The following is a 23,262-nucleotide window of genomic DNA, read 5'->3' as shown; positions in this document are numbered from 1 at the left end:
AAACTCAATTAATTATTAAGAACTCTTGCTCCAATATCATCTAATTCTGATTTTATTATTACTCCATCAGAATATTCTTGTAAAATTTCTAAAACTTTATTTTCATCTTTTTGTGGAATCATTGAAAAAACTGTCTCACCAAAAAGTGCAATTCCACATTTGATATTGTTTTGAGTTAATTCATCAACTATTTTTTGCATTCTAGGTGTCATTACATCTACATATTCTGCAAATTCTAAAGACATATCTTGAAAATGTTCATAATCTTTTGATTCTAGTAATCTGTTAACCATTTTTCCACCTAGACCATTAATTTGAGATAATCTCTCTTTGATGAATTTGTTTGTTGATATTGGTGAAAAGCAAATCATAATGATTGAAATTTTTTCTGTAGAAATTTTTTTAACTGTTCCAATTCCTGGTGCACCTGGCTTTACACGAATTTCAAATCCTCCATGAAATGATGCTAAGACATCACCTAATCCAGTTTTACAATTAACTTCTGCATTATGCGCAATTTTTCCAATTGTGTTTTTATCTAACTTTGTATCAAGAGCTTGATCTAATGCAAATGATAATGATAATGCAACAGCACTGCTAGAACCTAGACCGTATCCTACTGGAATTGAAATCTCATGTTCAATATTAAAAAACTTGTCTTCAAAATTTCCAGTTTTTAGAAATTCATTTAGTACAAATTCTGAAACGTCTGTCTTATCAGATTGATAACCTTTTGTTGTAATTCTAAAGTTTGAATTATGATTATTTTTCTCATTAATCTTTACTCTAGTTGTAACTCCTTGTTTTATTGAGAAACCTGCTCCCATTGAGCCTAGATTTTCTAAATCTTTTTGCTTATTATCTAAATGAGCCTTGAAGAAACCTGTAATGTGTGCAGGACAAAATGCTACTCCCTCCATGATCTGAGTTTAAATTTTGCATAAAATATAAGAATATGGCTTAAATTAATTAAATTAGTATAAATTGACTAAATTCATTCGACGCCTGCAAAGAATAGGAAGTAGCATTCTGGTATCACTTCCAAAAGAATGGGTAGATGCAAACAAACTAGACAAAAGTAGTCAAGTCGAACTTGATACTGGTCAAGATAGCATTTCAATTTCTGCAAATAGAGAGACGCGTCCTACAAAAGAACTTGTAATCTCTTATCCACTTCCAAAAGAAGAAAATATTGTAGCTGACATTACAGGTGCTTATCTGTTAGGGTATGACATTATTGAAATCACCTCTGATTCTACTATTCCAGGTGAAGATAGAGAAAAGATCCGTAATTCTATGAGACGACTTGTTGGAATGGAAATAATTGAAGAAGATGCATCACACATAAACATGCAATTTCTTTTAGATGCTACAACACTTAATCCTGAAAAAATTCTCAAACGTATGAGTTCAATTGCTCTTGGAATGTATGATGATGCATCAAAGGGATTAATTTCTGATGATAAATCAAACTTGCAAACATTATCAAAACGTGATGCAGAAGTAAATAGACAATATTTCTTACTAGTTAGATTAATTCGCAGTACTCTTGTTGACAAGAGATTAGCTAATGCATTTAATCTAGAAAACATTGATGTTCTTGATTATCGGGTTGCAGCAAATCTACTTGAGAATGCTGGTGACTCAATTGTAGAGCTCTCTGATTTTATTTATAACTCCTCATTATCAAAAGAACAATCCAAAAAGATCTATGATGTTGTAAAAGACTTTAGCAAATTAGCAGAAAAATCAATTGATGCATTTACAAAGCCAGATAGGCTTTTAGCAATCGAAGCAATATCATTACATAAAAAATTTGAAGAAAAACTTGGTAAACTCAGAACTACATTAGGAAATAAAAAAGAGATTCCAATAGATTTTCTTGATATGATCTTTATGTTTGAAAGAATAACTCAATCTTGGGCTGATGTGGCAGATCTCGTTCAACCAATCTATAATGAATAATTAGTATAGTTTCTTTTTTGCAGCATATGTCAAAACTGCACATATTGTTTTTGAGTCCTGAATCTTTCCAGTTTTTATCATATTGAGTAATTTTTTCATATCTATTTTTACTACTGATAGAATCTCATCATCATCAAGTCTCAAATCAACAATTTTCTTCAATCCTGAGGCTACAAAGCAGTGAATTACCTCTGAATTGTACCCAATTGATGGATAGTATGTGATTAGAGGCGTCATCTTCTTTGCTCTATATCCTGTCTCTTCTTCTAATTCTCTGAATGCACATTTGATGGGTTTTTCTCTTTTTTCCAATGTTCCTGCAGGAATCTCTAGAACATATCCATGTGGGAATCTATGTTGCTTTACAAGAATAACTTTCTTGTCTTCATCAAAAGCAAGCATAGCTGCAGCTCCTCTATGCTCTATCATTTCTCGTTTAACTTTTCTTCCTTCTATTTTTCCATCATAAACACTAAGACCTAAAATTTTTCCTTCATAGATCTTTTTCTTCTTCATATATTTTCATCAAAGTGTTATTATTTAATTTGTTTGATATGTGAGGTGTAGTTTGGGGGATTTTTTAGACTCTTTAATTGCTCTTTGAATCCAATTTGTGTAAAACAAAATCTTTTTTGGAATAAACAAGTCTGTAGATTTTACATTTTTTATGGTTCTGACTTTTTGTGTTAATTCGTCCATTTTAAAAATACTATTGCTGTACATAAATAAGACAATTTGATTTTTTGCAATAAAAGGAATTTGTAAATATGATTCTGAAAAATTATTATTTAGATTTTCCAAAGTTTCTTTCAAATCTCCATTAATCCAAGTAAGTACTGCATGGGGAATAAATTCCTCAATCTTTGTAGGATCATAAATTAAAGTGAATTGAACTCCATCATTGTCATGTAATTTTTCTAGACATCTTGTTATTGTTTTAGTTGACAGATCTGTTTTCTTTGCAAGTTGTTCACTTTTTTGTCTTGGTTCTTTTATTAATTCTCCTAAAATTTCTAAATCTGTTTTTGTTAGATTGGAATTAAATCCTGGATTTTCTGCCTCAAAAATTGATAAAACTCTAATATCTTTCATTAATTTTTTTGCAAGCTCAATTTTTTGCTCCAAATCTTCTTTAATCACAATACTACATACTGTAATTCCACCAACACATGGAACTACCAAAAATGGTTCGCCAACTAGACTGACCTGCTCTAAAATTTCTTGAATATTTTCCCCTGATACTACAAAATACAGTATACCATTGCCTAAAATTGGAGGCTCTACTTTGATAAAGAATTTTTCAATAACTCCTTTTTCTTCCATCTTTTTTATTCTGACACGTACTGCACCTCCAGAAATTCCTAATTCCTTTCCTATCTGCCTGTCAGATTCTCTGCAATTGTTAAGTAATTTGCTCAAAATTTTCATATCTAAATTGTCCATTATGTTATCTCCAATGTTATTCTGCAATTCATTAATAACTAATATCATATAAAATTGTCTATACTGTTAGCACTAGATATCATATACATTAAATATTAGACTATTTTATTGGAACCGTGGAATATCGATTAAGACTAGCAAAAAGAATGTTGTTTAACAAAAAGGGGAGTTTGATTGGTGCTGTTTTAGCTGTTACAATTGGAATTTTAGTAATTCATGTAAATTTTGTAATTTTTCAGGGATTGTTTGATGCAATTGTTAGAGACATTAGCGATTACAGAAATGGTGATGTACTTGTAACTGATGAAGCAGACTATATCGATAAATCAGATTTGTCTATTGTAAATTGGTTTGAAAGAATTCCATATGTTGAAGCAGCGACACCGCGGCTTTCATCAACTGCCGAAATGAATATGACAAAAAATGGAAAATTAATTGAAGAAACACGAATCCCCATAGTTGGAATTGATCCATTTAGAGATGTTAGAGCGTCAACTGTGCATGAAACTATTTCAGAAGGAAACTATGTTTTTTCAAGAAACTCTATTGTGTTAGGTTCTAATGTTGCAAGAGATCTTGGTGGAGCTCAAGTTGGTGACAGTGTTAAAGTTCTGGTAGTTGATAGATGGGGTGAAGATCAAATTCGAAGATTTACCGTTTCAGGAATTGCAAAGTCACCTGGTGGTCAGGGCTTTGATTATACTGCAGTTGTTCATATTGATACTTTACGTGATATGATGAATCGACAAGGTGATACAGGTTCTTTTATGGTAAAACTAAATGATCCTACAAAAGCATTTGAAGTAAAAGAATTTTTCCTGCGTTCATTTCCTAATGATGATTTTAGAGCTGAAACAATAGAGGAATCAGCTGAAGAACAACTTGCTGGATTCAGATCTGGTATTGCAATGATCAACATGATTGGTTATTTTGGGATGATGTCTTCGGCTTTTGCGATTGTAACAATTCAGATGATGCTAGTAAATGGAAAAACTCGTGAGATTGGTGTAATGAGATCTATTGGAGCTAAAAGAAAAGATATTCTAGTCATCTTTATTTTCCAAGGAATGATTATTGGAGCAATTGGTGCTTGTGTAGGAACTGCTGCAGGATTGGGCTATACATTTTATGCTGATGTTACAAAGATGTCATTTAACAATAGTTTGCCACTTGAAGTTAGCTACAACTGGGAAAAGATTATTCAAACAGCCTTGACTTCGTTTATTTTGGCAATTATTGCGTCACTCTATCCGTCGTATAGGGCAACTAAGCTATTACCTGTGGAGGCGATGAGAACTGTCTAAGGTATTAGAGATTAGTAATTTGACAAAAATCTACGGAGAAGGTGAAAATAAAGTCAAGGCACTTGATAATGCAACTCTTTCAGTTCAACAAGGTGAAATTGTTTTAATTGTTGGAAGTTCTGGTTCGGGAAAATCTACATTGCTTAACATGATTGGTTTACTTGATCGTCCTACAACTGGAAAGATCCTAATTGATGGAGTCGATACTACTACTCTTAATGATGATAAGATTTCTTCATTTAGAAATAAAAAATTAGGATTTATCTTTCAATTCTCAAATTTGCTTTCTGATCTAACCGTTTTGGAAAATGTATTGCTTCCAAGACAAATTGGAGGAACAAATGTTACTGCTGAAAAAGATGCAAAAGATCTACTAAAAGCAGTTGGCCTTGAGGATCAGATCTATAAACGAGCAAACAAAATTTCAGGCGGTCAAGCTCAAAGAGCAGCTATTGCACGAGGATTAATCAATAAACCCTCAATTGTTTTGGCAGATGAGCCAACAGGAAACTTGGACTCTGTTACATCTGACACAATAGTACAATTGATGAAATCTATGGCAAAAAAACTTAATCAAACATTTGTGATTGTAACACACGATCGTCAACACTTTGGTGATGTAGACAAAGTCATTACAATAAAAGATGGTAAGGCCTTTGAAGGCGATATGCCATCTGAAATGGAGGTTTTAGTATAATGAATCATAAACCATTCTTCTTGTTATTTGCAATTTTGATGGTACCGCTTTTTGTAGGAAATTCTTTTGCCCAAATCCAATCTGGTGGCTTTGGAGATTCACCTTTTGAGAGAGATTTTGGTGATGTCAAATTCCTAGATGCATACTTTGGTACACTAAATCAGAAAATAGAAGTTGAGGCTGGAGATAGTAATGTTCCATTTACTGTTGTATTTGCAAATGTTGGAACTCAAGATATTACAGGAATTAAAGGACAATTGTCATTGCCTTTTGGATTTTCTGCATCTGATGGGCCAGGTTCAATAATTAGAGCTGACAGCGATTCAAATTCATTGGCAGGTGAAAACTTTCATCTTACATTCTTTGTAAATATCGATAAGAATGTGAATATTCAACAATATCCTGGAACAGTAAAAGTTGATTATTCAAGATTAAGAGAATCAGGTGTTAGAACGGCATTTGAAGACTTTTCGTTTAAGGTAACTGGTGATAGTGTGATCAATGTGAAAGCATTAGATCCATTCCTTACATCTTTGCGAACAAACAACGTAATAATTGAAATTTCAAATGATGGAACTGCTCCGTTATCTAGTGTTGATATTGTTGCATCAAATACACAAACAGAACGTGCATCGACTACAGCCTCTACTACTAATGTGGAAAATGTTGTGATCTTGGAATCAAATTGGGATGTCGGAAACATTGATCCAAAATCTGCTAGACATCTTACTGCAACAGTGTACGTGCCAGAAGGACTAAAAGGTGATACATTGAGAATCCCTCTGTCTATTTCATATTATAATGCTCATGGTGATCAACATGTAATTTCAAAAATTGTTGATTTTTACATTAAAGGATTGATTGATCTTACTATTTTCAATGTTGATGTAATTGAATTGTCTGGAACACAAATGATTATTGGAGAAATTATTAATGAAGGCAATGAAGATGGCTTGTTTGGTTTTGTATCTGTTGAGCCTCGTGGTGATTCTAACATCAAATCAAACACTCAATTCATAGACGAGATTGAAGTTGATGCACCCGTACCATTTAACATTCCAATTGAATTTGATGGCGAGCCAAAATACGGGGAACATGATATTACAATTACCGTTAGATACAAGGATGGCATTAGAGATGAACTCTTTGTTACTAAAGATACAACAATCTTTGTAAATGAGCCTACAAATAATGGCGAATCAGGTCCAGACTCTACAATGATTATTATTCCTATAGCAATTGCAATTGGTGTGGGAATCTACATAATGCGCAGGCGTAAGAAATCAGCAAACGAGGCCAGCGATTAAATTTTTAATAATTATCTGGAGAATTAAGGTCAATTCAAAATGAGATCAAGTATTGTTGCTATCATTGCAGCTTTGGCAATAGGTGGTATTGTTGCAATTTCAGGTTTTGTGACAAATCAAGAGATCATGGAGATTCCTGAAATATCTAATCAATATGACAAATTAGAAAAATACAAAAATGAATTAGAAAAAATTAATCAATACAATTTACAAGTATTAGAAGATCTGGAGAATCAAATAAAAAATTCTGATAATGAGCAGATAGGGCAAATTAATAAAGAAATTGAAGTTGTAAAGCGAGTAATTAATGACAACAAAGCAGAACTTGAACAAGTTATTCAAAAATTAGCTGAAATGAAACCTAGTCCATAATCTGAAAATCAGTTCAAAACTTATATCATAATTATATTATATTAAATTGGGAATCGATATGACAAAGGGAATATTTTTATTTCTAGTTGGTAGTATTGTAGGATTTATTACGACTCCGTTATTGTAATTTTTCTAAATTCATATAGTGATCATCAACATTATCAATATTGGAAACTCACAGAAAGCTCACAATAATTGGAGTTGTCTTGTTGGCTCTGACATTTTTGATTAATAATTATCATCAAGAAAATCATCCTGGAGTTGGATTCAATTATGCGTACATTCCTGGAATTGGAATGCTCATAGCATTTGGAATTAGTTTTATAATTTTTACAAAAGATAGGCTCAAAGATTAGTTAAAATTTTTATGGATATGCAACAGATTCTATAAGAATTGAATCTAATTCAGAAATTTTTATTCTAGTTTGTTCCATAGAATCTCTTTTTCTAATTGTGACTGTATCGTCATCTAACGTTTGATGATCAACTGTGACTGCAAATGGAGCTCCGATCTCATCTAGCCTTCGATATCTTCTACCGATTGCTCCTGAGTGATCTAGAAATGCATCAAATTTTCTTTTTACGGATAGGTAAATCTCATCTGTTTTCTCTTTTAATCCATCTTTTTTCACTAATGATAAAATTCCTACATGTATTGGTGAAAGATATGGCTTTAGTGATAAAACCACTCTTTCATGTTCTTTATCATCTTTTAACGAATGTTCTAATATTGTGTAAAGACTTCTATCAATACCCATTGAAATTTCGAATACATGTGGTAAGACTTTATCATCATTATCCATAACTTCAAATTTTTCCTTACTTTTATTTGCGTGACTGGATAAATCATAATCTGATCTATAATTACATGCAACTAATTCTAACCATCCTATTGTTGTTTCGACCTCAAAGTCAAAAGCAACTTCAGCATAGAATGCTTTTTCTTTATCTCCTAATTTTCTGAATCTACTTTTTGATATATCAATTCCAGTTTTTTCATAAAATTCAGTCAGTATTCCTAAATAATATGCCACAAATTTGTTGGGGATGATTCCCGAATCAATTGCATCTTTACATGTCATAGCAACTGGTTTTGAATCTGTTTGGATTCTGATTATCGTATCTTGAATTTCTGTAAATTTTTTGACCTCTTCTAGTTTAGAAGGATTACAAAATACTTCAATTTCTGCCTGATAAAATTCTCTTAATCGTAAAAGACTTTGTCTTGGAGCAATTTCATTCCTAAAACTTTTACCAACTTGTGCAATTCCTAGTGGAAGTTTTCCTCTCATAGTTTTGTATAATCTAGGAAAATCAACAAAGATTGATTGACACGTCTCTGGCCTGAGATATGCTTCTTCCTCTTCAGGCCCAATTCCTACTTTAAACATCATATTGAAATTTTTTGTCTTTTCAAAATTTCCTTTACATTTTGGACATTTTATATTATTTTGATTAATTGCATTATCGAATTCTTCCAAATTTGCACTTTCAGGTATTTCAATTTGAGTAATTTCTGCAATAGTTCTATCAGCTCTAAATGTGGAATTGCATTTTGTACATTTTATTATTGGATCGGCAAAATTTCCTAAATGCCCTGAAGCTTCAAAAACTGATTTTGACATTATCTGAGAACCATCAATCTCAAGCATTCCATCTCTTCTGATCAATTCTCGTCTCCACAACTCTAAAAATTTATTTTTCAAACCAACACCTGTTGGCCCGTATTCCCAAAACCCAGCTTGTGCATCGGCATAAACCTCACAACTAGGAAAATAAAATCCACGTTCAAGTGCTAATTTCATCACTGTTTCATAGTCCATATCTAGTCACTAAACCCATTGAATAAATTTCTACGCAAATTCTTTTGCCTTTCTAATATTCTCAAAATCATCTCTATCATCATCTATGGGAGTTTCTAAAACAATTGGAATTTTTTTCTTATTTGCAAACTTTACAATAGCTGAAATTCCTTTCTCACCAATTCCTCCTAATCCTAAGTGATAATGTCTATCGAGGTTACATCCAATGTCTCCTTTTGCATCGTTTAAATGAAGAATTTTTAAATTATCTATTCCTACATATTTATCAAATTCTACAAAAGTCTTTTTGACTGCTTGTTCAGTTCTCAAATCATATCCTGAAACAAATGCATGGCATGAATCTAAACATACCCCAAATTTTTTTTTAGGTTTCAACTTTTTGAATATCTCGCCGAGTTGTTTGAAATCTGAACCAACAGAATTCTTTTGTCCAGCTGTATTTTCTAACAAAATCATTACATCATTATTTGTTTTTCCTGCCATTGTTAATCCCTCAACCAATCTCTTTATTCCAGCTTCTTCACCTGTTCCCAAATGACTACCAAGATGTGTCACCAAGTATGGAATTCCTAATTGTGCACATCTGTTAACCTCATCTATCAGAATTTTTACTGATTTTTTAAACCCATCATCTTTTGGAGTAGCTAAATTTGGTAAATATGGCATATGTGCACAAGTTGCAAATCTATCAATTTTACTTTCTTTTAATTTTGATTTGAATTTAGTAACATCCTCTTTAGTAAGATCTTTTGCATTCCATCCGCGTGGATTTCTAGTAAAGATTTGAAAGGCAGAACACTCTCTCTCAATTGCATTATCTATTGCTTTGTCAATTGAACCTGAAATTGATACATGACAGCCAATTTGCATACTTTTCCATTTTTTTCAAACATAATTTAAACCAGCATAAAAATACTGAAACCAGATTTTTAAGTAAACTAAACAAATTACTATTATGCTTGCATTAGGACAAGATGAAATTGCGAAATATCCCTTTTTAGCTGATGCTGGCCAATATCTTAAGGATAAGGGATTTACTCTGGAACAGTTTGGGACTGATCCAGATCTAAAAGAACTGATAGACAAGGCATATGAGAGAATTCGAGTTGCAGCAGATGGAAAAATCTACAAATCTGATCTTATTGAGGATCAAGTTTCAAAAGAGGCTGCACTTCCAAGAGAGGTTTTCTCGTTCCTCTTAGCCATAGTTTTGTTAAAACTCAGTGGCATGCATACTCTAATCAAGAGATTTTCACTTGCCGAAGCAAGAAGGGCTGAAAAATATCTTGAGAAAGATTTGGCAAATATTTCTGATGAATCAAAAAAGCAATTGGCAATTAAAATAATCGATGATTTATTTTCTGTTCAAATAGAAAAATTAGATGATTATTTTATAATTCCAGTATCAGACTATCTAAAACATTCAATAAATTTTCATGAAAGAGAATGGAAATTAATCAATAGACATATAGAAAATGGACAAGTATTTCTTACTCCTCATGAAACAGTTAGATTAATCAGAAAAGAGTTAGGTACATACATTAATTCAAAAATAGTAAATGCAAAAGCACCTACAATGATACCTGGTTTTGAAGACTCTGTAAACAAACTTGTTATGCTATCAAAAAAATTCTCAACTTTTACAGTAACCACTGGAGAATATCCACCTTGCATCAAACATGCAATTGATGTGCTTGAAAAAGGTGAAAATCTTCCTCATTCTGGCAGATTCATGTTAGCAACTTTCCTTCTTTCAAAAGGGCAATCGATTCAACAAATTGCACCATTGTTCAAAAATGCACCTGACTATAATGAGCGTGTTACTCTCTACCAACTTAATCATCTATCTGGAACTTCAGGTAGTGGAACCCAATATTCTTGTCCTTCATGTGAAAAATTAAAAACGCAAAGTCTTTGTTTTGCAACATCGGAGTGTGATAACATAATTTCTCCATTACAATTTGGAAAGAAGAGAAAATAATGAATGAAATTGACATAAAATTTTTAGAAAACGTGTTCAAAAAATATTATTTTGAACATTTTGATCTAATTCGAGTACCTGAACGAACATCAGAAAGAGAATTTGGTTATCAAAAATTTAATTCTGGAATGACACGTCATATTTCAGTTAAAGATGACAAAGAACTACATTTGTTACTAATGCAAAACATCCCATCTGATGTATACTGTTCAAATGCATATTATACATTTCCAAACTTACCCATGAATGAAAAAGATTGGAAGGAGGCTGATCTTATTTTTGATATTGATGCAAAGGATCTAAATTTATCCTGTAGAGTAAACCATACAATTTCAATTTGTAATGTATGTAATGAAATTTCAAACAATTGTGAAAAATGTTTAAAATGTAATTCTACAAAATTAGAAAAAAAATCTTTACCCTGCAAGAATTGCATAGATTCTTCAAAAACCGAAGTTTTGAAACTAACTGAAATTTTAATAAATGATTTTTCAATAAATAAGGATGACATTCATGTATATTTCTCTGGTAATGAAGGATTTCATATCTATGTATATAATTCACAATTTCAACAAATTGGCTCTAGAGAAAGATCTGAGCTTGTAGATTATGTCATGTTTAACGGTGCAATCCCTGAAAAGTTTGGAATGAAAAAATTTAAGCCTAATAGAAACTCTTTTCCAGATTTTGGTGGATCTGGATGGAGAGGCAGATTTTCCAAATATGTATTTGGTTCAAAATCAAAGAGATCAAAAATTATTTCAGAATTAATTTCAAATGGATATTCATCATTTCAAAAAACTTTAGATGATGTTTCTAAAAATATTGGTACAAAAATTGATCCTAATGTTACAATGGATATACACAGAATCTTTCGTTTACCTGGTTCCATTAATAGTAAAAGTGGTCTTACAAAAATATATTGCAAAGACTTGAAAAAATTTGATGCATATGCTGATTCATCCTTTCTTAGTGAAGATATTGTAGAAGTGCTAGCAAATTGTCCAATTGAGTTTAAATTAAAAAATAAAAGATTTGGACCATACAATAATGAAAAAGTAAGTGTACCAACGTTTACTGCAGTCTATATGATTTGCAAAAAACTAGCTACAATTGCTTGATTTTACTGGTAAGACATTAATTTACCGAGTCACAACAAAATTTGATTTTGTATAGCGCCTCTACTGATAAGCAGACACCCCCACCAGATGCTGGAAAGTATATCCGATTAGGCATCATTGCAATAATTGGTATAGTAATTTTTGCCATAGTAGGTAATCAAGCAGTTATTTTATCGATGAATTTCACCGAATTTGGCGATCAATTTACAAAACCTCTCTATTACACATTGGTATCTACCATAATTTTATCTGCAATAGCATTAGTTCGTATAAATATTTCAGGTAGATCTTCGATTTTTTGGTATGCCATTAATACCGCCATTGGATTTTTAGGCAAAAGTGGACAACAACCAATATCTAATGTAGTCCCAAGTTTTAGAGATTACAAATTAAACTCATCACAATTTGTAATATGGCAAATTACCAAAATCTTCCTTTTTGGTGCATTCTTTGCAAATATCATGTTTGGATTTGCTGCAATGTCCTTTATTGATGGAAATTATCTTGGAATAGAAAATCTACCAAAATTATTTTCATTACCGTTTGTTACTCCTGACACTGATCCAAACTATGCTGCAGAAAATGTTGTTCCTATGATACCTGCACTAGTAATTTTGATTCCTCCTATACTTGCAGCCATTGGATTGCGTTTAGTTTTGTATGTTGGACTCCATAGAATAATTAATGTAATTACTTCATTTCTTCAAGACTCTAATGAAGGAAAACCAAGATATCTAAATTATGTTTCAACTATTGAAGGAATAATCGGTATTGGAATTATTTGGGCAGGCTTTAATCTATTTTTCACTGATCAAATTGATTACAATACGAGATATGTTATTGGTGGAACGCTTGTAATTGGTTTTGCATTAATTGCATTTTCAATAGTTGATAGAATTAGGGCACGTGTTCTAACTCATATGTTTAAGCGAGATGTATACATTAGAATACTTACAATTATTGCAATTGCAATTATTGTTGCGGGAGTTGTTTCTGTAAATAATAGTATTGCAGATGCAAAGAAAATTGAATTTCTTGGACCTTACACTGCTCAACAAATTGGAGTTAATCGATATCTTGGAGAACTAAACAATGTTCAAGAAAACATTCATGATGTTAAGTTAACTTCTGTTTCTCCAAATAATATTAAAAATTATGTTTCACAAAACAGTGATATTCTTGATGTAATTCGAGTTTGGGACTGGGAGGCAGCTTTTGCCAAATTAAAGCCTGAAATTGGTCTTATTCCATATGTAGACTTTGAAGATAATGATATTCTTAGATTTAACAATACGTTGTATTGGACAGCTTCAATGAAACCTATCCTTCCAACATCTGTTAGCCTTGAAAATAGATGGTATAATGAGCATCTTGTATACACACATGTTCCAGAAGGATTCCTTACTTTGGAAGCTACTGATGGCCAAATTGTTGACAGTGGAAAATTTTTCAAACAAAGAGAAATTTATTATGGCGAAGGTGGATTATTTGAGCAAACGTGGTCTGGTTATCCAAACTCTAGAGGTTCTACTAGTGCAGAACTTGGTGGAGTATCCTATTCGGGACTAGGTGGATTGGATGTTTCACCTCCATTAAGTTGGATATTTGAGCCAAACTTTTTGCTTTCATTTCCAGCTGAATCTGTTCATATTATGAGATACAAAGATGTTCATGACCGAATGGAAATATTGTATCCTTATTTCCTCTATGATTTGTTTGGTAAAGAATTAGATTCACTTCCTGTAACTGATGGAGAAAATTCGTATTGGTTAATCCCATTAATTATTGGATTTGATACTAGAGATGTTCCATGGTCTGTTGGAAATCCATACTTGCGTTTGGTAGGCTATGCTTTAGTTGATTCTTACAATGGTGATATCCAATTACTAAAAACAGGAGATGATTTCTTTACAGAAATGTTTGCAAGTCAATATGCTGAACAATTCCAACCAATGCCAGCATGGTTAGAAGAACAAATTAGATATCCTGTTGAATTGTTTAATTGGAAAACTGAAATGTATAACATCTATCATGTAACCAATGTTGAAACTTTTATTCAAGCAAACGAATTTTATGAAATTCCTCGTGGTCTAGATACTTATTATGTTCAAGCAAAGCCCCCTGGATTTGATAAAACAGAATTCCTAGGATTACTGTCTCTAGAACTACGTGGCTCACAGGGTAGAAATCTTGCTGGATATATGGTAGTTGAGAATGATCTTACTAATTTAGGAAATTTGCAGTTCTATGAGGTTCCATTAAATTCTACAACTAAATTAATTGGTCCTACTGCGGTTAGAGAAGCGCTTGACAGAGATCCTGAATTTGCTCAATTAAAGACATTATTGAGAAATCCAAGAATTGGTGATAATATTTTGTATCGTGTAGGTGCCCATGATGTTTACTTTATTCCTGTTTATACTGCTGGTGCTGGTGGTGTAGTTGCACAATTAGGAACAATTGCAGCTGTTGGTGCTGCATTTAATGGTGAATATTTTGTTGGACTTGGTGATACTCAAGAAAAGGCATTTGAAGCATATTTGAAGAAGGTTTCAGGTGTTGCAGGAACTGTGACCGTTGCTGATGTTGATTATATTGAATTAGATAGAGATGATAGAATTGAAATCATCAAATCCGTATTTAGAGAAAATAAAATTACTGTTGCCGAACCAACATCTATACAAATTCCATTATCATTTAATGAAGGAGAGATATTCTTCTTTACTGAAAACGATCGTGAGGAAACTATAGAGTTCTTGTCACAATTCATTGATGACTTTGTAAAACCAATGAGTGATAGAGTATTCATGTGGCAAGAAGAAAATAATCTTAACATTGGAACAATATTTGTTAAAGATGGAATATCTGAAATCCATTATGTCTCAATTGAGGTAGGCAATTAATTGCTTCTAGTTGTTAATAATGGTTCTATTTACACAAAAAATCTAACAAACTTTCTTTTTCAGAAAAATATTTCATTTGAAATACAAACCCCAAATGCTTTTGATCTAGATTCATTATCTAATTATGATTCTTTTATTTTATCTGGAAGAAGAAAAAATGAAAAAAAGATTAATGAAATAAACTCTAAAATTGTAAATTATTCTATCAAAAATAATTCTAAATTACTTGGTATTTGCTATGGTGCAGAAATTTTGGCCCTGACCTTGGGTGGTACAATTAAAAAAAGCAATTCTTTTCAAAAAGGGAATGAAACTATAAAGATCTTTGAAAATGATCTAATCAAAGATGATTCATTATTAGTTTTTGAAAGCCATAATTTTGAGATCTCAAAATTACCTCAAGATTTAGTTTCTATTGGAGAATCAATTAATTGTAAGTATGAAATTATTAAACATGTAAACAAGCCTATTTTTGGAACTCAATTCCATCCTGAAATGAGTAACGATGGAAATAATTTAATTGAAAAATTTTGTATGCTCTGAATGATTTTAATTACTCTAAAATTTAATTGATTTATGGAACAAGAAGATCATGAGTTACTTTTACCTTTAGTTGAGGAAGAAAATATTTGTCTTCCATTACCTGTTAATGTTGTCTCAAAATATTGGAATGTTGAACTACCCATGGCTGAAGCTATTGAAACTGCAAAAAAATATGCAGGATTTAATGGAAGTATACTAATTGAAGGAATTGAATCTGCAGAAAGACATGGATTAATGTGTAAAATTGTTCATTCTTCTTTAAATGAACTAAAAAAAATTATTGATTCTGGAATTCCTCCAATAGTTATTCTTCCAGGAATACCTGAGGTTACTCAACACGCATCAATTATTACTGGTTACAATGATGAAGAAAAAACAATTTTGCATTATATTCAAACCGGAAATCAAGAAGGAGAAATGCAAGAGGGTGCTATTCCTGAAGATATTTTCCAACAAGAATGGTCTGAAGAAGGTAAATTATTGATAATAATTGCACCTCAAGATATTTTATCTTCTATAAAACTTGAAAATGATTCTTTTGATAAATCAAATCGATTATGTTTTGAATCTGAACGACAGAATATACTAAAAAATTATTCTGAAGCATTAAACTCACTAAATCAAGCAATTGAATTGAATCCAAATAATTCTACTGCACTTCATCTTTTGGGTACTATAATGAACGAACAAAAATCTTCTGAATGCATTAAATTTTATGAAAAATGCTTGGAAATCAATAACAGATCTTATTTGACCTATAATGGCCTTGGAAATTTTTATCTTAAAACAAATAATTTTGAAAAAGCAGAAAATTGTTACACAAAAGCAATTGAAATTAATCCAAAGCGTTCTGCTAAAATCTATAAAAATCGTGCATATATTAGAGAAAAACAAAATAAAAACAATGATGCAAAAGATGATCTCAAAAGTTATTTGAAATATTTTCCAAAAGCTCCTGATAGAGGAATTATAGAACAAGCAATTCGTGAAATATGATGCGGAGTGCGGGATTTGAACCCGCGGCCTTCAGCTTGGGAAGCTGACGTCATACCAGACTAAACTAACTCCGCTTAAGCCATATTCATTAACTATGATTAAATATCTTAATCAACAAATTAGAATATGGATGCAAGATGTCCTGAATGCGAAAAAGTTGCAGTTTTGGATGATAATGTAACAAATGTAAGATGCCCTCATTGTAATTTTGAAGCAGATTATGACACGTATCTGGGAATCATGAAAGATCATGCAATTAACATGTCCTCTGAATATATTCCTGATAGGCCTGGACTGTAATCTACCAATAATTTCCTTTATCTGAACAATCTAGATGTGATCCACAATTTGGACAAAACATATGGCAGGCTTGCATGTCCACCATCTTGTTATCACATTTAGGACATCGTATGTCTTCAGCCATATTCTTCTATGCCGTTATTAATTTAAAAATAATGTCCAAAGGTTAATTAGTCGTTTTAGATTTTTTTCGAATACTTGGCAAACTTCAAGATCACCATTTCAGATATTAAAGGAAAATCCATGTCTAAAGAACTCAAAGATAGTGATGCTAATCCTCTATTAGGTCTTGAATTAGGACATGAAACTGATGCTTCTGTTGTTGGTTTAACTGGAAAACTAAAACTTACTGGAGGCAGTGATAAATCTGGTGTTCCAATGAGAAATGATATTCATGGAGCTGCAAGAAAATATGTTCTACTTTCTAAAGGTGTAGGTTTACAAGATGCAGAGAAAGGACAAAGAGTAAGAAAATTAATGCGTGGAAATACTGTTTCTGAAGAAATCTATCAAATTAATTGTAAATTTGATGGTGAATTACCTGTTGAATCTCCTACAGAAGATAATGCAGAGTCTACAGAAGAAAAACCTGAAGACAAAAAAGAATAACTTAACATATACCAGTTCTACATTTTGACTCATGCATTGGAGAGATACACTTCCTGATTGGTATGTTAAAAAGTATGGATACCAACCATGTGTCAACATTGGAACTGCAGGTCATGTAGATCATGGAAAAACTACTCTTATTCAAGCATTAACTGGTTCATGGACAAGTGTTCATAGTCAAGAACTAAAACGTGGAATTACAATTCGTGTTGGTTACTCTGATGCAGCATTTTACAAATGTAAAAATTGTGAAGAACCTTTAGGATATTCTACAACACCAAAATGTAATAACTGTGGTGGAGAAAGTGAATTATCTAGAGTTGTTAGTTTTGTTGATAGTCCAGGCCACGAAAGTTTGATGGCAAATATGTTATCTGGCTCTGCATTAATGGATGGAGCATTATTATTAGTAGCAGCAAATGAGAAAGTTCCAAAACCCCAAACAAAAGAGCATCTTTTAGCACTTCAAACCCTTGGAATTCAACAGATTGTCGTTGTTCAAAATAAAGTTGATTTATTATCTTACAAGGAAGCCCTTGCAAATTATCAAGATATTACAAAATTTGTCAAAGGAACACATGCCGCAAAAGCACCTATTATTCCAATTTCAGCTCAGTCTGGTCTAAACGTTGATGCACTAATTGGATCAATAGAATCTAGTATCAAAACTCCTGACAGAGATGAGAAACAAGATACAGTTATGCATGTTTTACGTTCATTTGATGTAAACAAGCCTGGTACTAAACTAAAAAATATCAAGGGTGGTGTGATTGGTGGAAGCTTAACTCAAGGCATTTTTAATATTGGTGATGAAATTGAAATTAAGCCTGGAATATTGAATGAAAAGAAAAAAATCTATGAACCATTAGTGACAGAAATAACTTCTTTAGGAACTGCTGCAGGAATTGTTGAATCAGTAAAACCTGGTGGATTGGTTGCTATTGGTACTAAGCTAGATCCTTCAATGACTCGTAGTGATTCATTTATTGGTTCAGTTATTGGAAAACCAGGAACGCTCCCTGAAAATTCTACAAAATTAATACTAGATGTGACATTATTTGATTCAGCAGTTGGAACTACTGAAGATATTAAAGTTCAACCAATACAAACAGGCGAGTTACTCAGAGTAAATATTGGAACTGCACCATTATTAGGAAAAGTATCTAAAGTAAAATCCAAAAATGTTGAGATTGAATTAAGGAGGCCTGCCTGTATTTTTGAAGGTGGAAACGTAGCACTAAGTAGAAGAATTGATGAAAGATGGAGACTAATTGGTGCAGGAATAGTTGGTTGAAGTAATATGTGATACCAGTTTTTTGATCAATCTTGCTACTAAAAGAATAAAAAATATTGATAATCTTGCTGTAGAAATAGGTACAATTTCTTTTGTTGTTCCAGAAGTTGTAAAAACAGAATTGCTGAAATTAAATACGATATCCGAAAAAAAATATGATATTGAAAAAACATTAGATTTTATCAAAAATTTGAAAACAATCCAATTGTCGGGTTCTTTTGCAGATAAAGAATTATTAGAATATGCAAAATCCAATAAATCTATTATTGGTACAATGGATAAAGAATTAAAAAAACAAATAAAAAATGTTGGTGGTTCTATATTGTCTTTTTCTAATGATAAAATAATTTTAGAATCTTAGAAAAATTTAACTTTAGCTTTAATTTACTAAATATATGAAGTTAGAAAGTTCATCTTTTAAAAATGGTGATACAATACCAAAAAAATTTGGTTACAAAAATGGAAATGAAAGTCCTTCATTAATTATTAGTGATGTTCCAAAATCAACAAAATCTCTGGCTTTAATTATGGATGATCCTGATGCAATGGGAGCTGTTGGCAAAGTTTGGGTTCATTGGGTTTTATGGAATATCTCCAAGGATGTAGGAAAAATTGATGAAAATTCTATACCTGAAAATTCAATTGAAGGAGAAACTGACTTTGGAGAAATTGGTTATGGTGGACCTGCCCCACCTGACAAAGAGCATACTTATATCTTCAAGTTGTATGCACTTGATACTACACTTGCTCTAGGTAAAGGCTCAACTAAAAAAGATCTTGAAAATTCTATGAAAGATCATATTATTGATGAAGCAAAATTGATTGGCAAATATGCTCCACAATAAATACAAATTTTTAAAAATTAAATTTTACATAAAGTGTAATAAGTACAGACTATTGTAAAAAAACATTGAATTCTAATCAATCTTTATGTTCTATTGGAAAATTTGACTTAAAACTCATTCATCTTCTAATAATTGGAATTCTTGTATTGTCATTTTCAGTTTCTTTTCTAATACGATCTCAACCCGCAGATTTTGGTTGGGAATTACACGAATTTGATCCTTTTTTTAATTATAGAGCAACACAATATATTGTTGAAAACGGAATTGATGAATATTTTCAATGGAATGATGACTTAAGTTGGTATCCTACTGGAAGAAATGTCTCTGATACTTCTCAAGTTATGTTACACCTAACAGCAGCTATAACTTATTGGATTTTTGGTGGAGGTGGAGATCTTTATGATTTTACAATTTTGTTTCCAGTTATCTTTGGTTCCTTAACTTGCATAGTTATTTTTGCATTAGTTAGAGTAATTGGTGGCACCACAGCAGGACTGTTATCTGCATTATTTTTTTCAATTTCTTTTCCAATAATTATTCGTGGGCAAATAGGTTGGTTCAAATCAGAACCATTAGGGATATTTTTTGGGATTTTAGGTGTCTATTTGTTTTTGAGTGGACTTTACTCAAAAAATAAAAAAATTGTAATATCCAAACTTGTTGGTGCTGGTATTTTTATAGTATTTGGAATGTCTGCTTGGGGAGGAGATCAATTCTTCATTATACCCTTAGGAATCTTCTTTTTTACATTGCCTTTTTTGAGGGCAGATCATAAATTTTTAATTTGGACCATCCCCATTTTTACAATTACTACTCTAGTTGTTTCTCTTGGATTTGAAAGATTGGGAATCAATTTTGTTATGGGGTTAGGAGGCATATCTTTAATCATCCCTACAATTTTTCTTGTTTGTTGCATAATAATTCAAACCAAAAGCAGTGAAAAATCTAAAACTCGAAATGGATTGTTTTTTTTAATTGCTGTTCTAATAATTGGTTCAATATTTCTTATATTAGGTAGCGATTCAAATGTAATTCCACTTCCTTCTTATAGATATCTAAATGCAATAAATCCATTTTTAACAACAACAGATCCACTTGTTGATTCTGTCGCTGAACATGCAACAACTTCAATTCAGCAATCATTTCTTTTCCATTCGGTTCTAATGATTTTTGCTGGAATTGGAATTTGGTTACTTTTAAAAAATATTAAAAAATCTTATCCAATAAAAAATGATATGATTTCTTTTTCTTTAATTTTTGGTATTTCTGGTGTTTACATCAGTTCAGCATTTATTAGATTAGAAGTTTTTGCATCTATTGCAATAATTATTCTATCTTCTTTAGGAATTTCTATTTTGATAAAAGAATTGTTTTCAAGAAAAACTGAAAATAATAAACTAAAAACTTTTTCCATAAAATTATCTTTTGGAATTGGACTAGTTATATTATTGATGATTCCTTTGATATTTCCTGCAAATTCAACCATTTTTGCATTAACTGATGCTCCGCCTACAATACTAAATGGTGGTACACAATTTCAAATAGTTAATAATGATTGGAATGATTCTTTGGAATGGATAAAAAATAACACACCTAAAGATTCTGTTATTGCTTCTTGGTGGGATTACGGATATTGGATACAAACTAAAGCTGAAAGAGCAACTTTAGCTGATAATTCAACAATCGATTCAGCAAAAATACAAAATATTGCTAAAATTCTTTTAGATAACCCTGTTGAAAGCTGGAAATCTCTTCAAGAGTTAGGTGCTGATTATTTCGTAATTTTCGTTGCTGCAGAAAGATTGTCTGTTAATGGGAATAATGATGAGCCCTTCTTTTTCTTAGGTGGTGGTGGTGATGAATCAAAAAAACAATGGTTTATGAGAATTGCAGATAAACCATTGTATGATTACCTTCATTCAGATGGTATAAGCGGAACAAATCATTTTTGGAATGATACTATGTTAGGTAATATGTTGCCATTTAGTTTAGTTTCATATGTTGATTTTCATACTAACCAACAATCTCTAGAATATCAACAAGGTTATACAGGAATTTATGTAAAAAATATCAAATTTCCAAAAGATGAAAACGGTCCTTTCAGATTAATCTACTCTTCACCAAGTCTTGACATAGAAAATAGTGGACCTGTTACAGGAGTACTAGTTTATGAAATCAACAAAGAGTACATCCCACTAAATTAATTTTTAATTATATCTTTCAGCTAATCTATATCTCATGTATTTATCATCTGGTGAAAATTTTGCTGGATGTGCAGAAATTGTCTGGTCATTACAATTAGAGCATTTTTCTTTTAGTGTATATTGAAAACATTTTGTGCATTTTCTTAATTGAAATCTCATTTTAATTTTCTCTTGTTTTCTTTGATTCTTCTCTGGTAAATTTGAAAGTTCCTTTCTTTTTTTCTATGTTGGATTGAATATCTGCAATTATTGGTTTTAAAGACTTTTCAGCAGATTTGAAATCTTCTGATGTTATCGATAGTCTGTATTTTGGTGCTCCTAAATACGTAATGTCTATTGTAGAATCCTTTTTTAATTCATCTAAGAGAGTTTTTCTAATAATTTCAATTCCATCTGATTTTGAATTAGTAATTTCCATTATTCCTCTAATTTCAACTGATGGAAGTTTAATCTTTGAACAAATTTCTTCAATAACACTTGCAGTTTTTTTTGGAATTTTTAATTCTTTTACTGAATCAATTCCATTTCTTCCAATTTGAATAAATGCATCATATATTGAATCATATTTTGAATAAATGCTATCTTCTAACCTTTCAATATCCTTATCTGATAATTTTGCTTTTTCTTGAACATTTTGTAGTAATGTTTTTCCTTTTTCAAATTTCTTAACTTCTTTTAGTTTTTGTTTTTTCTGATCTTTTGATACTTGTTTTAATGAAAGATCAATATCGCCTCTTTGGGGATTTACTTTTTTTACAAGAAGGACTTTTTTCTCTCCATCTTTGACAAATCTATTTACTGATCTTATCCATCCTGGAGCAATCTCTGAAATATGTAAAAACCCCTGTAGATTATCATATTCATCTAATGTGACATATGCACCATGATCCATAACCTTAGTAACCGTAGCAAGAACAATCTCTCCCTGTTCTGGCATCTCTTGAACTTCTGTAGACATTTCTTCTAAAACTCCTAACTGTGTAAATTAATGTTGCTGGCTAGAAATCAATCCCTTTTTTAGCTTTAATTCCTTTTTGAAATGGATGTTTAATTTCTTTCATTTCTGTGACTAAATCAGCAATCTCTATCACTTCTTCTCTAGCATAATTTCCTGTTAAAACTAAATCTACATCATTAGGTTTTGATTTTATCATCTCTAGTACTTCATCTACCGAAATTAAATTCAAATTTACTGCGTAATTAATCTCATCTAAAATGACAATATCATATTTTCCTGATTGAATTTTTTCATTACTAATCTTTATTGCATCTTTTGCAACTTTTTCGTGGACTTCTTTTGGACTCTTATCATCAATTATTCCAACAAAACCTTTGCCAACTGCAACCATTTCAAATTTGGGTTCTAGTTTTTTTGAAGAATCCATCTCACCATAATGCCATGAACCTTTGATAAATTGAATCATGCAAATCTTCTTTTCATAACCTGTAGCTCTTAATGCTAACCCTAATGCGGCAGTAGTTTTTCCTTTACCTTTTCCCGTATATACAATAGTTAAACCATTACTCATAATGTCTAATTTCAATATCTAACTAA

Annotated in this window: 26 protein-coding genes and 1 tRNA gene; 17 read left to right on the top strand and 10 right to left on the bottom strand. The window is 31.5% G+C overall.

What is annotated here, in order from left to right; all coding sequences use genetic code 11:
• Window positions 1-8: 8 nt before the first annotated feature.
• Window positions 9-920, bottom strand: coding sequence for a pantoate kinase (locus tag C6989_RS01765; RefSeq protein ID WP_182126205.1), 912 nt, complete (start codon window positions 918-920; stop codon window positions 9-11).
• Between the two features lie 64 nt (window positions 921-984).
• Here C6989_RS01765 and C6989_RS01760 point away from each other — a divergent pair, with 64 nt between their 5' ends.
• Window positions 985-1,965, top strand: a complete 981-nt coding sequence (locus C6989_RS01760; protein WP_182126204.1) for a PhoU domain-containing protein — start codon at window positions 985-987, stop codon at window positions 1,963-1,965.
• Here C6989_RS01760 and C6989_RS01755 read toward each other — a convergent pair whose 3' ends face one another.
• Together C6989_RS01755 and C6989_RS01750 are read right to left on the bottom strand one after the other, a co-directional pair.
• Complete coding sequence (locus C6989_RS01755; RefSeq protein ID WP_182126203.1) at window positions 1,966-2,481, bottom strand: NUDIX hydrolase; 516 nt, start codon at window positions 2,479-2,481, stop codon at window positions 1,966-1,968.
• Window positions 2,482-2,505: 24 nt separating this feature from the next.
• Window positions 2,506-3,408, bottom strand: coding sequence for a winged helix-turn-helix transcriptional regulator (locus tag C6989_RS01750; RefSeq protein WP_182126202.1), 903 nt, complete (start codon window positions 3,406-3,408; stop codon window positions 2,506-2,508).
• Window positions 3,409-3,554: 146 nt separating this feature from the next.
• On the opposite strand from C6989_RS01750, the gene C6989_RS01745 reads away from it, so the two are divergent.
• From C6989_RS01745 to C6989_RS01725, 5 genes are all read left to right on the top strand, one after another.
• Entirely contained in the window at window positions 3,555-4,712 is a 1,158-nt protein-coding gene (locus C6989_RS01745; protein WP_148704072.1) for an ABC transporter permease, read from the top strand.
• A gap of 19 nt (window positions 4,713-4,731) precedes the next feature.
• Window positions 4,732-5,409, top strand: a complete 678-nt coding sequence (locus C6989_RS01740; RefSeq protein WP_148702404.1) for an ABC transporter ATP-binding protein — start codon at window positions 4,732-4,734, stop codon at window positions 5,407-5,409.
• Window positions 5,409-6,716, top strand: coding sequence for a COG1361 S-layer family protein (locus tag C6989_RS01735; RefSeq protein ID WP_148702403.1), 1,308 nt, complete (start codon window positions 5,409-5,411; stop codon window positions 6,714-6,716). Before C6989_RS01740 ends, C6989_RS01735 begins: the two co-directional genes overlap by 1 nt.
• A gap of 39 nt (window positions 6,717-6,755) precedes the next feature.
• Window positions 6,756-7,088 (top strand): hypothetical protein, encoded by a 333-nt coding sequence (locus tag C6989_RS01730; protein ID WP_148702402.1) that lies wholly within the window; start codon window positions 6,756-6,758, stop codon window positions 7,086-7,088.
• 167 nt (window positions 7,089-7,255) lie between these two features.
• A complete protein-coding gene (locus C6989_RS01725) occupies window positions 7,256-7,444 on the top strand; it encodes a hypothetical protein (RefSeq protein ID WP_148702401.1) in 189 nt (62 codons plus the stop codon).
• Between the two features lie 9 nt (window positions 7,445-7,453).
• Here C6989_RS01725 and glyS read toward each other — a convergent pair whose 3' ends face one another.
• Both glyS and C6989_RS01715 read right to left on the bottom strand, forming a co-directional pair.
• Complete coding sequence (gene glyS, locus C6989_RS01720; RefSeq protein ID WP_148702400.1) at window positions 7,454-8,911, bottom strand: glycine--tRNA ligase; 1,458 nt, start codon at window positions 8,909-8,911, stop codon at window positions 7,454-7,456.
• Window positions 8,912-8,941: 30 nt separating this feature from the next.
• Window positions 8,942-9,781 (bottom strand): deoxyribonuclease IV, encoded by an 840-nt coding sequence (locus C6989_RS01715; RefSeq protein ID WP_148702399.1) that lies wholly within the window; start codon window positions 9,779-9,781, stop codon window positions 8,942-8,944.
• Between the two features lie 85 nt (window positions 9,782-9,866).
• Between C6989_RS01715 and C6989_RS01710 the strand changes: the two genes are divergently transcribed.
• From C6989_RS01710 to C6989_RS01690, 5 genes are read left to right on the top strand one after another with little or no spacing between them, the layout of a single operon-like run.
• A complete protein-coding gene (locus C6989_RS01710; protein WP_148702398.1) occupies window positions 9,867-10,892 on the top strand; it encodes a DNA primase in 1,026 nt (341 codons plus the stop codon).
• Window positions 10,892-12,013, top strand: coding sequence for a DNA primase small subunit domain-containing protein (locus C6989_RS01705; protein WP_182126201.1), 1,122 nt, complete (start codon window positions 10,892-10,894; stop codon window positions 12,011-12,013). Before C6989_RS01710 ends, C6989_RS01705 begins: the two co-directional genes overlap by 1 nt.
• Window positions 12,014-12,060: 47 nt before the next feature.
• Window positions 12,061-14,916: a UPF0182 family protein gene (locus C6989_RS01700; protein WP_148702396.1), complete on the top strand. Its 2,856-nt coding sequence runs from the start codon at window positions 12,061-12,063 to the stop codon at window positions 14,914-14,916.
• The gene (locus C6989_RS01695) at window positions 14,917-15,459 is read left to right on the top strand and encodes a glutamine amidotransferase-related protein (protein WP_148702395.1); all 543 of its coding nucleotides are present in this window, start codon (window positions 14,917-14,919) and stop codon (window positions 15,457-15,459) included.
• Between the two features lie 33 nt (window positions 15,460-15,492).
• Window positions 15,493-16,455, top strand: coding sequence for a tetratricopeptide repeat protein (locus tag C6989_RS01690; protein ID WP_148702394.1), 963 nt, complete (start codon window positions 15,493-15,495; stop codon window positions 16,453-16,455).
• Here the strand turns inward: C6989_RS01690 and C6989_RS01685 are convergent.
• Window positions 16,456-16,529, bottom strand: a tRNA-Gly gene (locus C6989_RS01685).
• A gap of 52 nt (window positions 16,530-16,581) precedes the next feature.
• Here C6989_RS01685 and C6989_RS01680 point away from each other — a divergent pair.
• Window positions 16,582-16,755 (top strand): zinc ribbon domain-containing protein, encoded by a 174-nt coding sequence (locus C6989_RS01680; RefSeq protein ID WP_182126200.1) that lies wholly within the window; start codon window positions 16,582-16,584, stop codon window positions 16,753-16,755.
• Between the two features lies 1 nt (window position 16,756).
• Here C6989_RS01680 and C6989_RS10145 read toward each other — a convergent pair whose 3' ends face one another.
• Window positions 16,757-16,879, bottom strand: coding sequence for a hypothetical protein (locus tag C6989_RS10145; protein WP_255464615.1), 123 nt, complete (start codon window positions 16,877-16,879; stop codon window positions 16,757-16,759).
• Between the two features lie 74 nt (window positions 16,880-16,953).
• On the opposite strand from C6989_RS10145, the gene C6989_RS01675 reads away from it, so the two are divergent.
• The 5 genes from C6989_RS01675 to C6989_RS01655 all read left to right on the top strand — a co-directional run bounded on the left by C6989_RS01675 (window position 16,954) and on the right by C6989_RS01655 (window position 21,707).
• Window positions 16,954-17,364 (top strand): S6e family ribosomal protein, encoded by a 411-nt coding sequence (locus C6989_RS01675; protein WP_148702392.1) that lies wholly within the window; start codon window positions 16,954-16,956, stop codon window positions 17,362-17,364.
• Window positions 17,365-17,395: 31 nt separating this feature from the next.
• The gene (locus C6989_RS01670; protein ID WP_182126199.1) at window positions 17,396-18,658 is read left to right on the top strand and encodes a translation initiation factor IF-2 subunit gamma; all 1,263 of its coding nucleotides are present in this window, start codon (window positions 17,396-17,398) and stop codon (window positions 18,656-18,658) included.
• Window positions 18,651-19,019, top strand: coding sequence for a PIN domain-containing protein (locus tag C6989_RS01665; protein ID WP_148702390.1), 369 nt, complete (start codon window positions 18,651-18,653; stop codon window positions 19,017-19,019). The genes C6989_RS01670 and C6989_RS01665 overlap by 8 nt, the downstream gene beginning before the upstream one ends.
• 34 nt (window positions 19,020-19,053) lie before the next feature.
• Window positions 19,054-19,503 carry a YbhB/YbcL family Raf kinase inhibitor-like protein gene (locus tag C6989_RS01660; RefSeq protein ID WP_148702389.1) on the top strand — a complete coding sequence of 150 codons (450 nt, stop codon included), beginning with the start codon at window positions 19,054-19,056 and terminating at the stop codon, window positions 19,501-19,503.
• A gap of 65 nt (window positions 19,504-19,568) precedes the next feature.
• Complete coding sequence (locus C6989_RS01655; RefSeq protein ID WP_182126198.1) at window positions 19,569-21,707, top strand: STT3 domain-containing protein; 2,139 nt, start codon at window positions 19,569-19,571, stop codon at window positions 21,705-21,707.
• 3 nt (window positions 21,708-21,710) lie between these two features.
• Here C6989_RS01655 and C6989_RS01650 read toward each other — a convergent pair whose 3' ends face one another.
• From C6989_RS01650 to cobO, 3 genes are read right to left on the bottom strand one after another with little or no spacing between them, the layout of a single operon-like run.
• Window positions 21,711-21,866 (bottom strand): RNA-protein complex protein Nop10, encoded by a 156-nt coding sequence (locus tag C6989_RS01650; RefSeq protein ID WP_148702387.1) that lies wholly within the window; start codon window positions 21,864-21,866, stop codon window positions 21,711-21,713.
• Between the two features lies 1 nt (window position 21,867).
• Complete coding sequence (locus C6989_RS01645; protein ID WP_148702386.1) at window positions 21,868-22,665, bottom strand: translation initiation factor IF-2 subunit alpha; 798 nt, start codon at window positions 22,663-22,665, stop codon at window positions 21,868-21,870.
• Window positions 22,666-22,705: 40 nt separating this feature from the next.
• Window positions 22,706-23,236, bottom strand: a complete 531-nt coding sequence (cobO, locus tag C6989_RS01640) for a cob(I)yrinic acid a,c-diamide adenosyltransferase (protein WP_148702385.1) — start codon at window positions 23,234-23,236, stop codon at window positions 22,706-22,708.
• Between the last annotated feature and the right edge of the window lie 26 nt (window positions 23,237-23,262).

The sequence above is a fragment of the Nitrosopumilus sp. b2 genome (assembly GCF_014078535.1).
Taxonomy (GTDB): domain Archaea; phylum Thermoproteota; class Nitrososphaeria; order Nitrososphaerales; family Nitrosopumilaceae; genus Nitrosopumilus; species Nitrosopumilus piranensis.
Note: the sequence above shows the minus strand (reverse complement) of the source record. Positions and strands in the feature narration are given on the sequence as shown.

Excerpts from the sequence above, each read along its gene's own strand:
- C6989_RS01730 (WP_148702402.1), top strand. The coding sequence starts at position 6,756 with ATGAGATCAAGTATTGTTGCTATCATTGCAGCTTTGGCAATAGGTGGT.
- C6989_RS01710 (WP_148702398.1), top strand. The coding sequence starts at position 9,867 with ATGCTTGCATTAGGACAAGATGAAATTGCGAAATATCCCTTTTTAGCT.
- C6989_RS01745 (WP_148704072.1), top strand. The coding sequence starts at position 3,555 with ATGTTGTTTAACAAAAAGGGGAGTTTGATTGGTGCTGTTTTAGCTGTT.
- C6989_RS01670 (WP_182126199.1), top strand. The coding sequence starts at position 17,396 with ATGCATTGGAGAGATACACTTCCTGATTGGTATGTTAAAAAGTATGGA.
- C6989_RS01750 (WP_182126202.1), bottom strand. The coding sequence starts at position 3,408 with ATGGACAATTTAGATATGAAAATTTTGAGCAAATTACTTAACAATTGC.
- C6989_RS10145 (WP_255464615.1), bottom strand. The coding sequence starts at position 16,879 with ATGGCTGAAGACATACGATGTCCTAAATGTGATAACAAGATGGTGGAC.
- C6989_RS01735 (WP_148702403.1), top strand. The coding sequence starts at position 5,409 with ATGAATCATAAACCATTCTTCTTGTTATTTGCAATTTTGATGGTACCG.
- C6989_RS01645 (WP_148702386.1), bottom strand. The coding sequence starts at position 22,665 with ATGTCTACAGAAGTTCAAGAGATGCCAGAACAGGGAGAGATTGTTCTT.
- cobO (WP_148702385.1), bottom strand. The coding sequence starts at position 23,236 with ATGAGTAATGGTTTAACTATTGTATATACGGGAAAAGGTAAAGGAAAA.
- C6989_RS01690 (WP_148702394.1), top strand. The coding sequence starts at position 15,493 with ATGGAACAAGAAGATCATGAGTTACTTTTACCTTTAGTTGAGGAAGAA.
- glyS (WP_148702400.1), bottom strand. The coding sequence starts at position 8,911 with ATGGACTATGAAACAGTGATGAAATTAGCACTTGAACGTGGATTTTAT.
- C6989_RS01715 (WP_148702399.1), bottom strand. The coding sequence starts at position 9,781 with ATGCAAATTGGCTGTCATGTATCAATTTCAGGTTCAATTGACAAAGCA.
- C6989_RS01660 (WP_148702389.1), top strand. The coding sequence starts at position 19,054 with ATGAAGTTAGAAAGTTCATCTTTTAAAAATGGTGATACAATACCAAAA.
- C6989_RS01755 (WP_182126203.1), bottom strand. The coding sequence starts at position 2,481 with ATGAAGAAGAAAAAGATCTATGAAGGAAAAATTTTAGGTCTTAGTGTT.
- C6989_RS01650 (WP_148702387.1), bottom strand. The coding sequence starts at position 21,866 with ATGAGATTTCAATTAAGAAAATGCACAAAATGTTTTCAATATACACTA.
- C6989_RS01765 (WP_182126205.1), bottom strand. The coding sequence starts at position 920 with ATGGAGGGAGTAGCATTTTGTCCTGCACACATTACAGGTTTCTTCAAG.
- C6989_RS01680 (WP_182126200.1), top strand. The coding sequence starts at position 16,582 with ATGGATGCAAGATGTCCTGAATGCGAAAAAGTTGCAGTTTTGGATGAT.
- C6989_RS01705 (WP_182126201.1), top strand. The coding sequence starts at position 10,892 with ATGAATGAAATTGACATAAAATTTTTAGAAAACGTGTTCAAAAAATAT.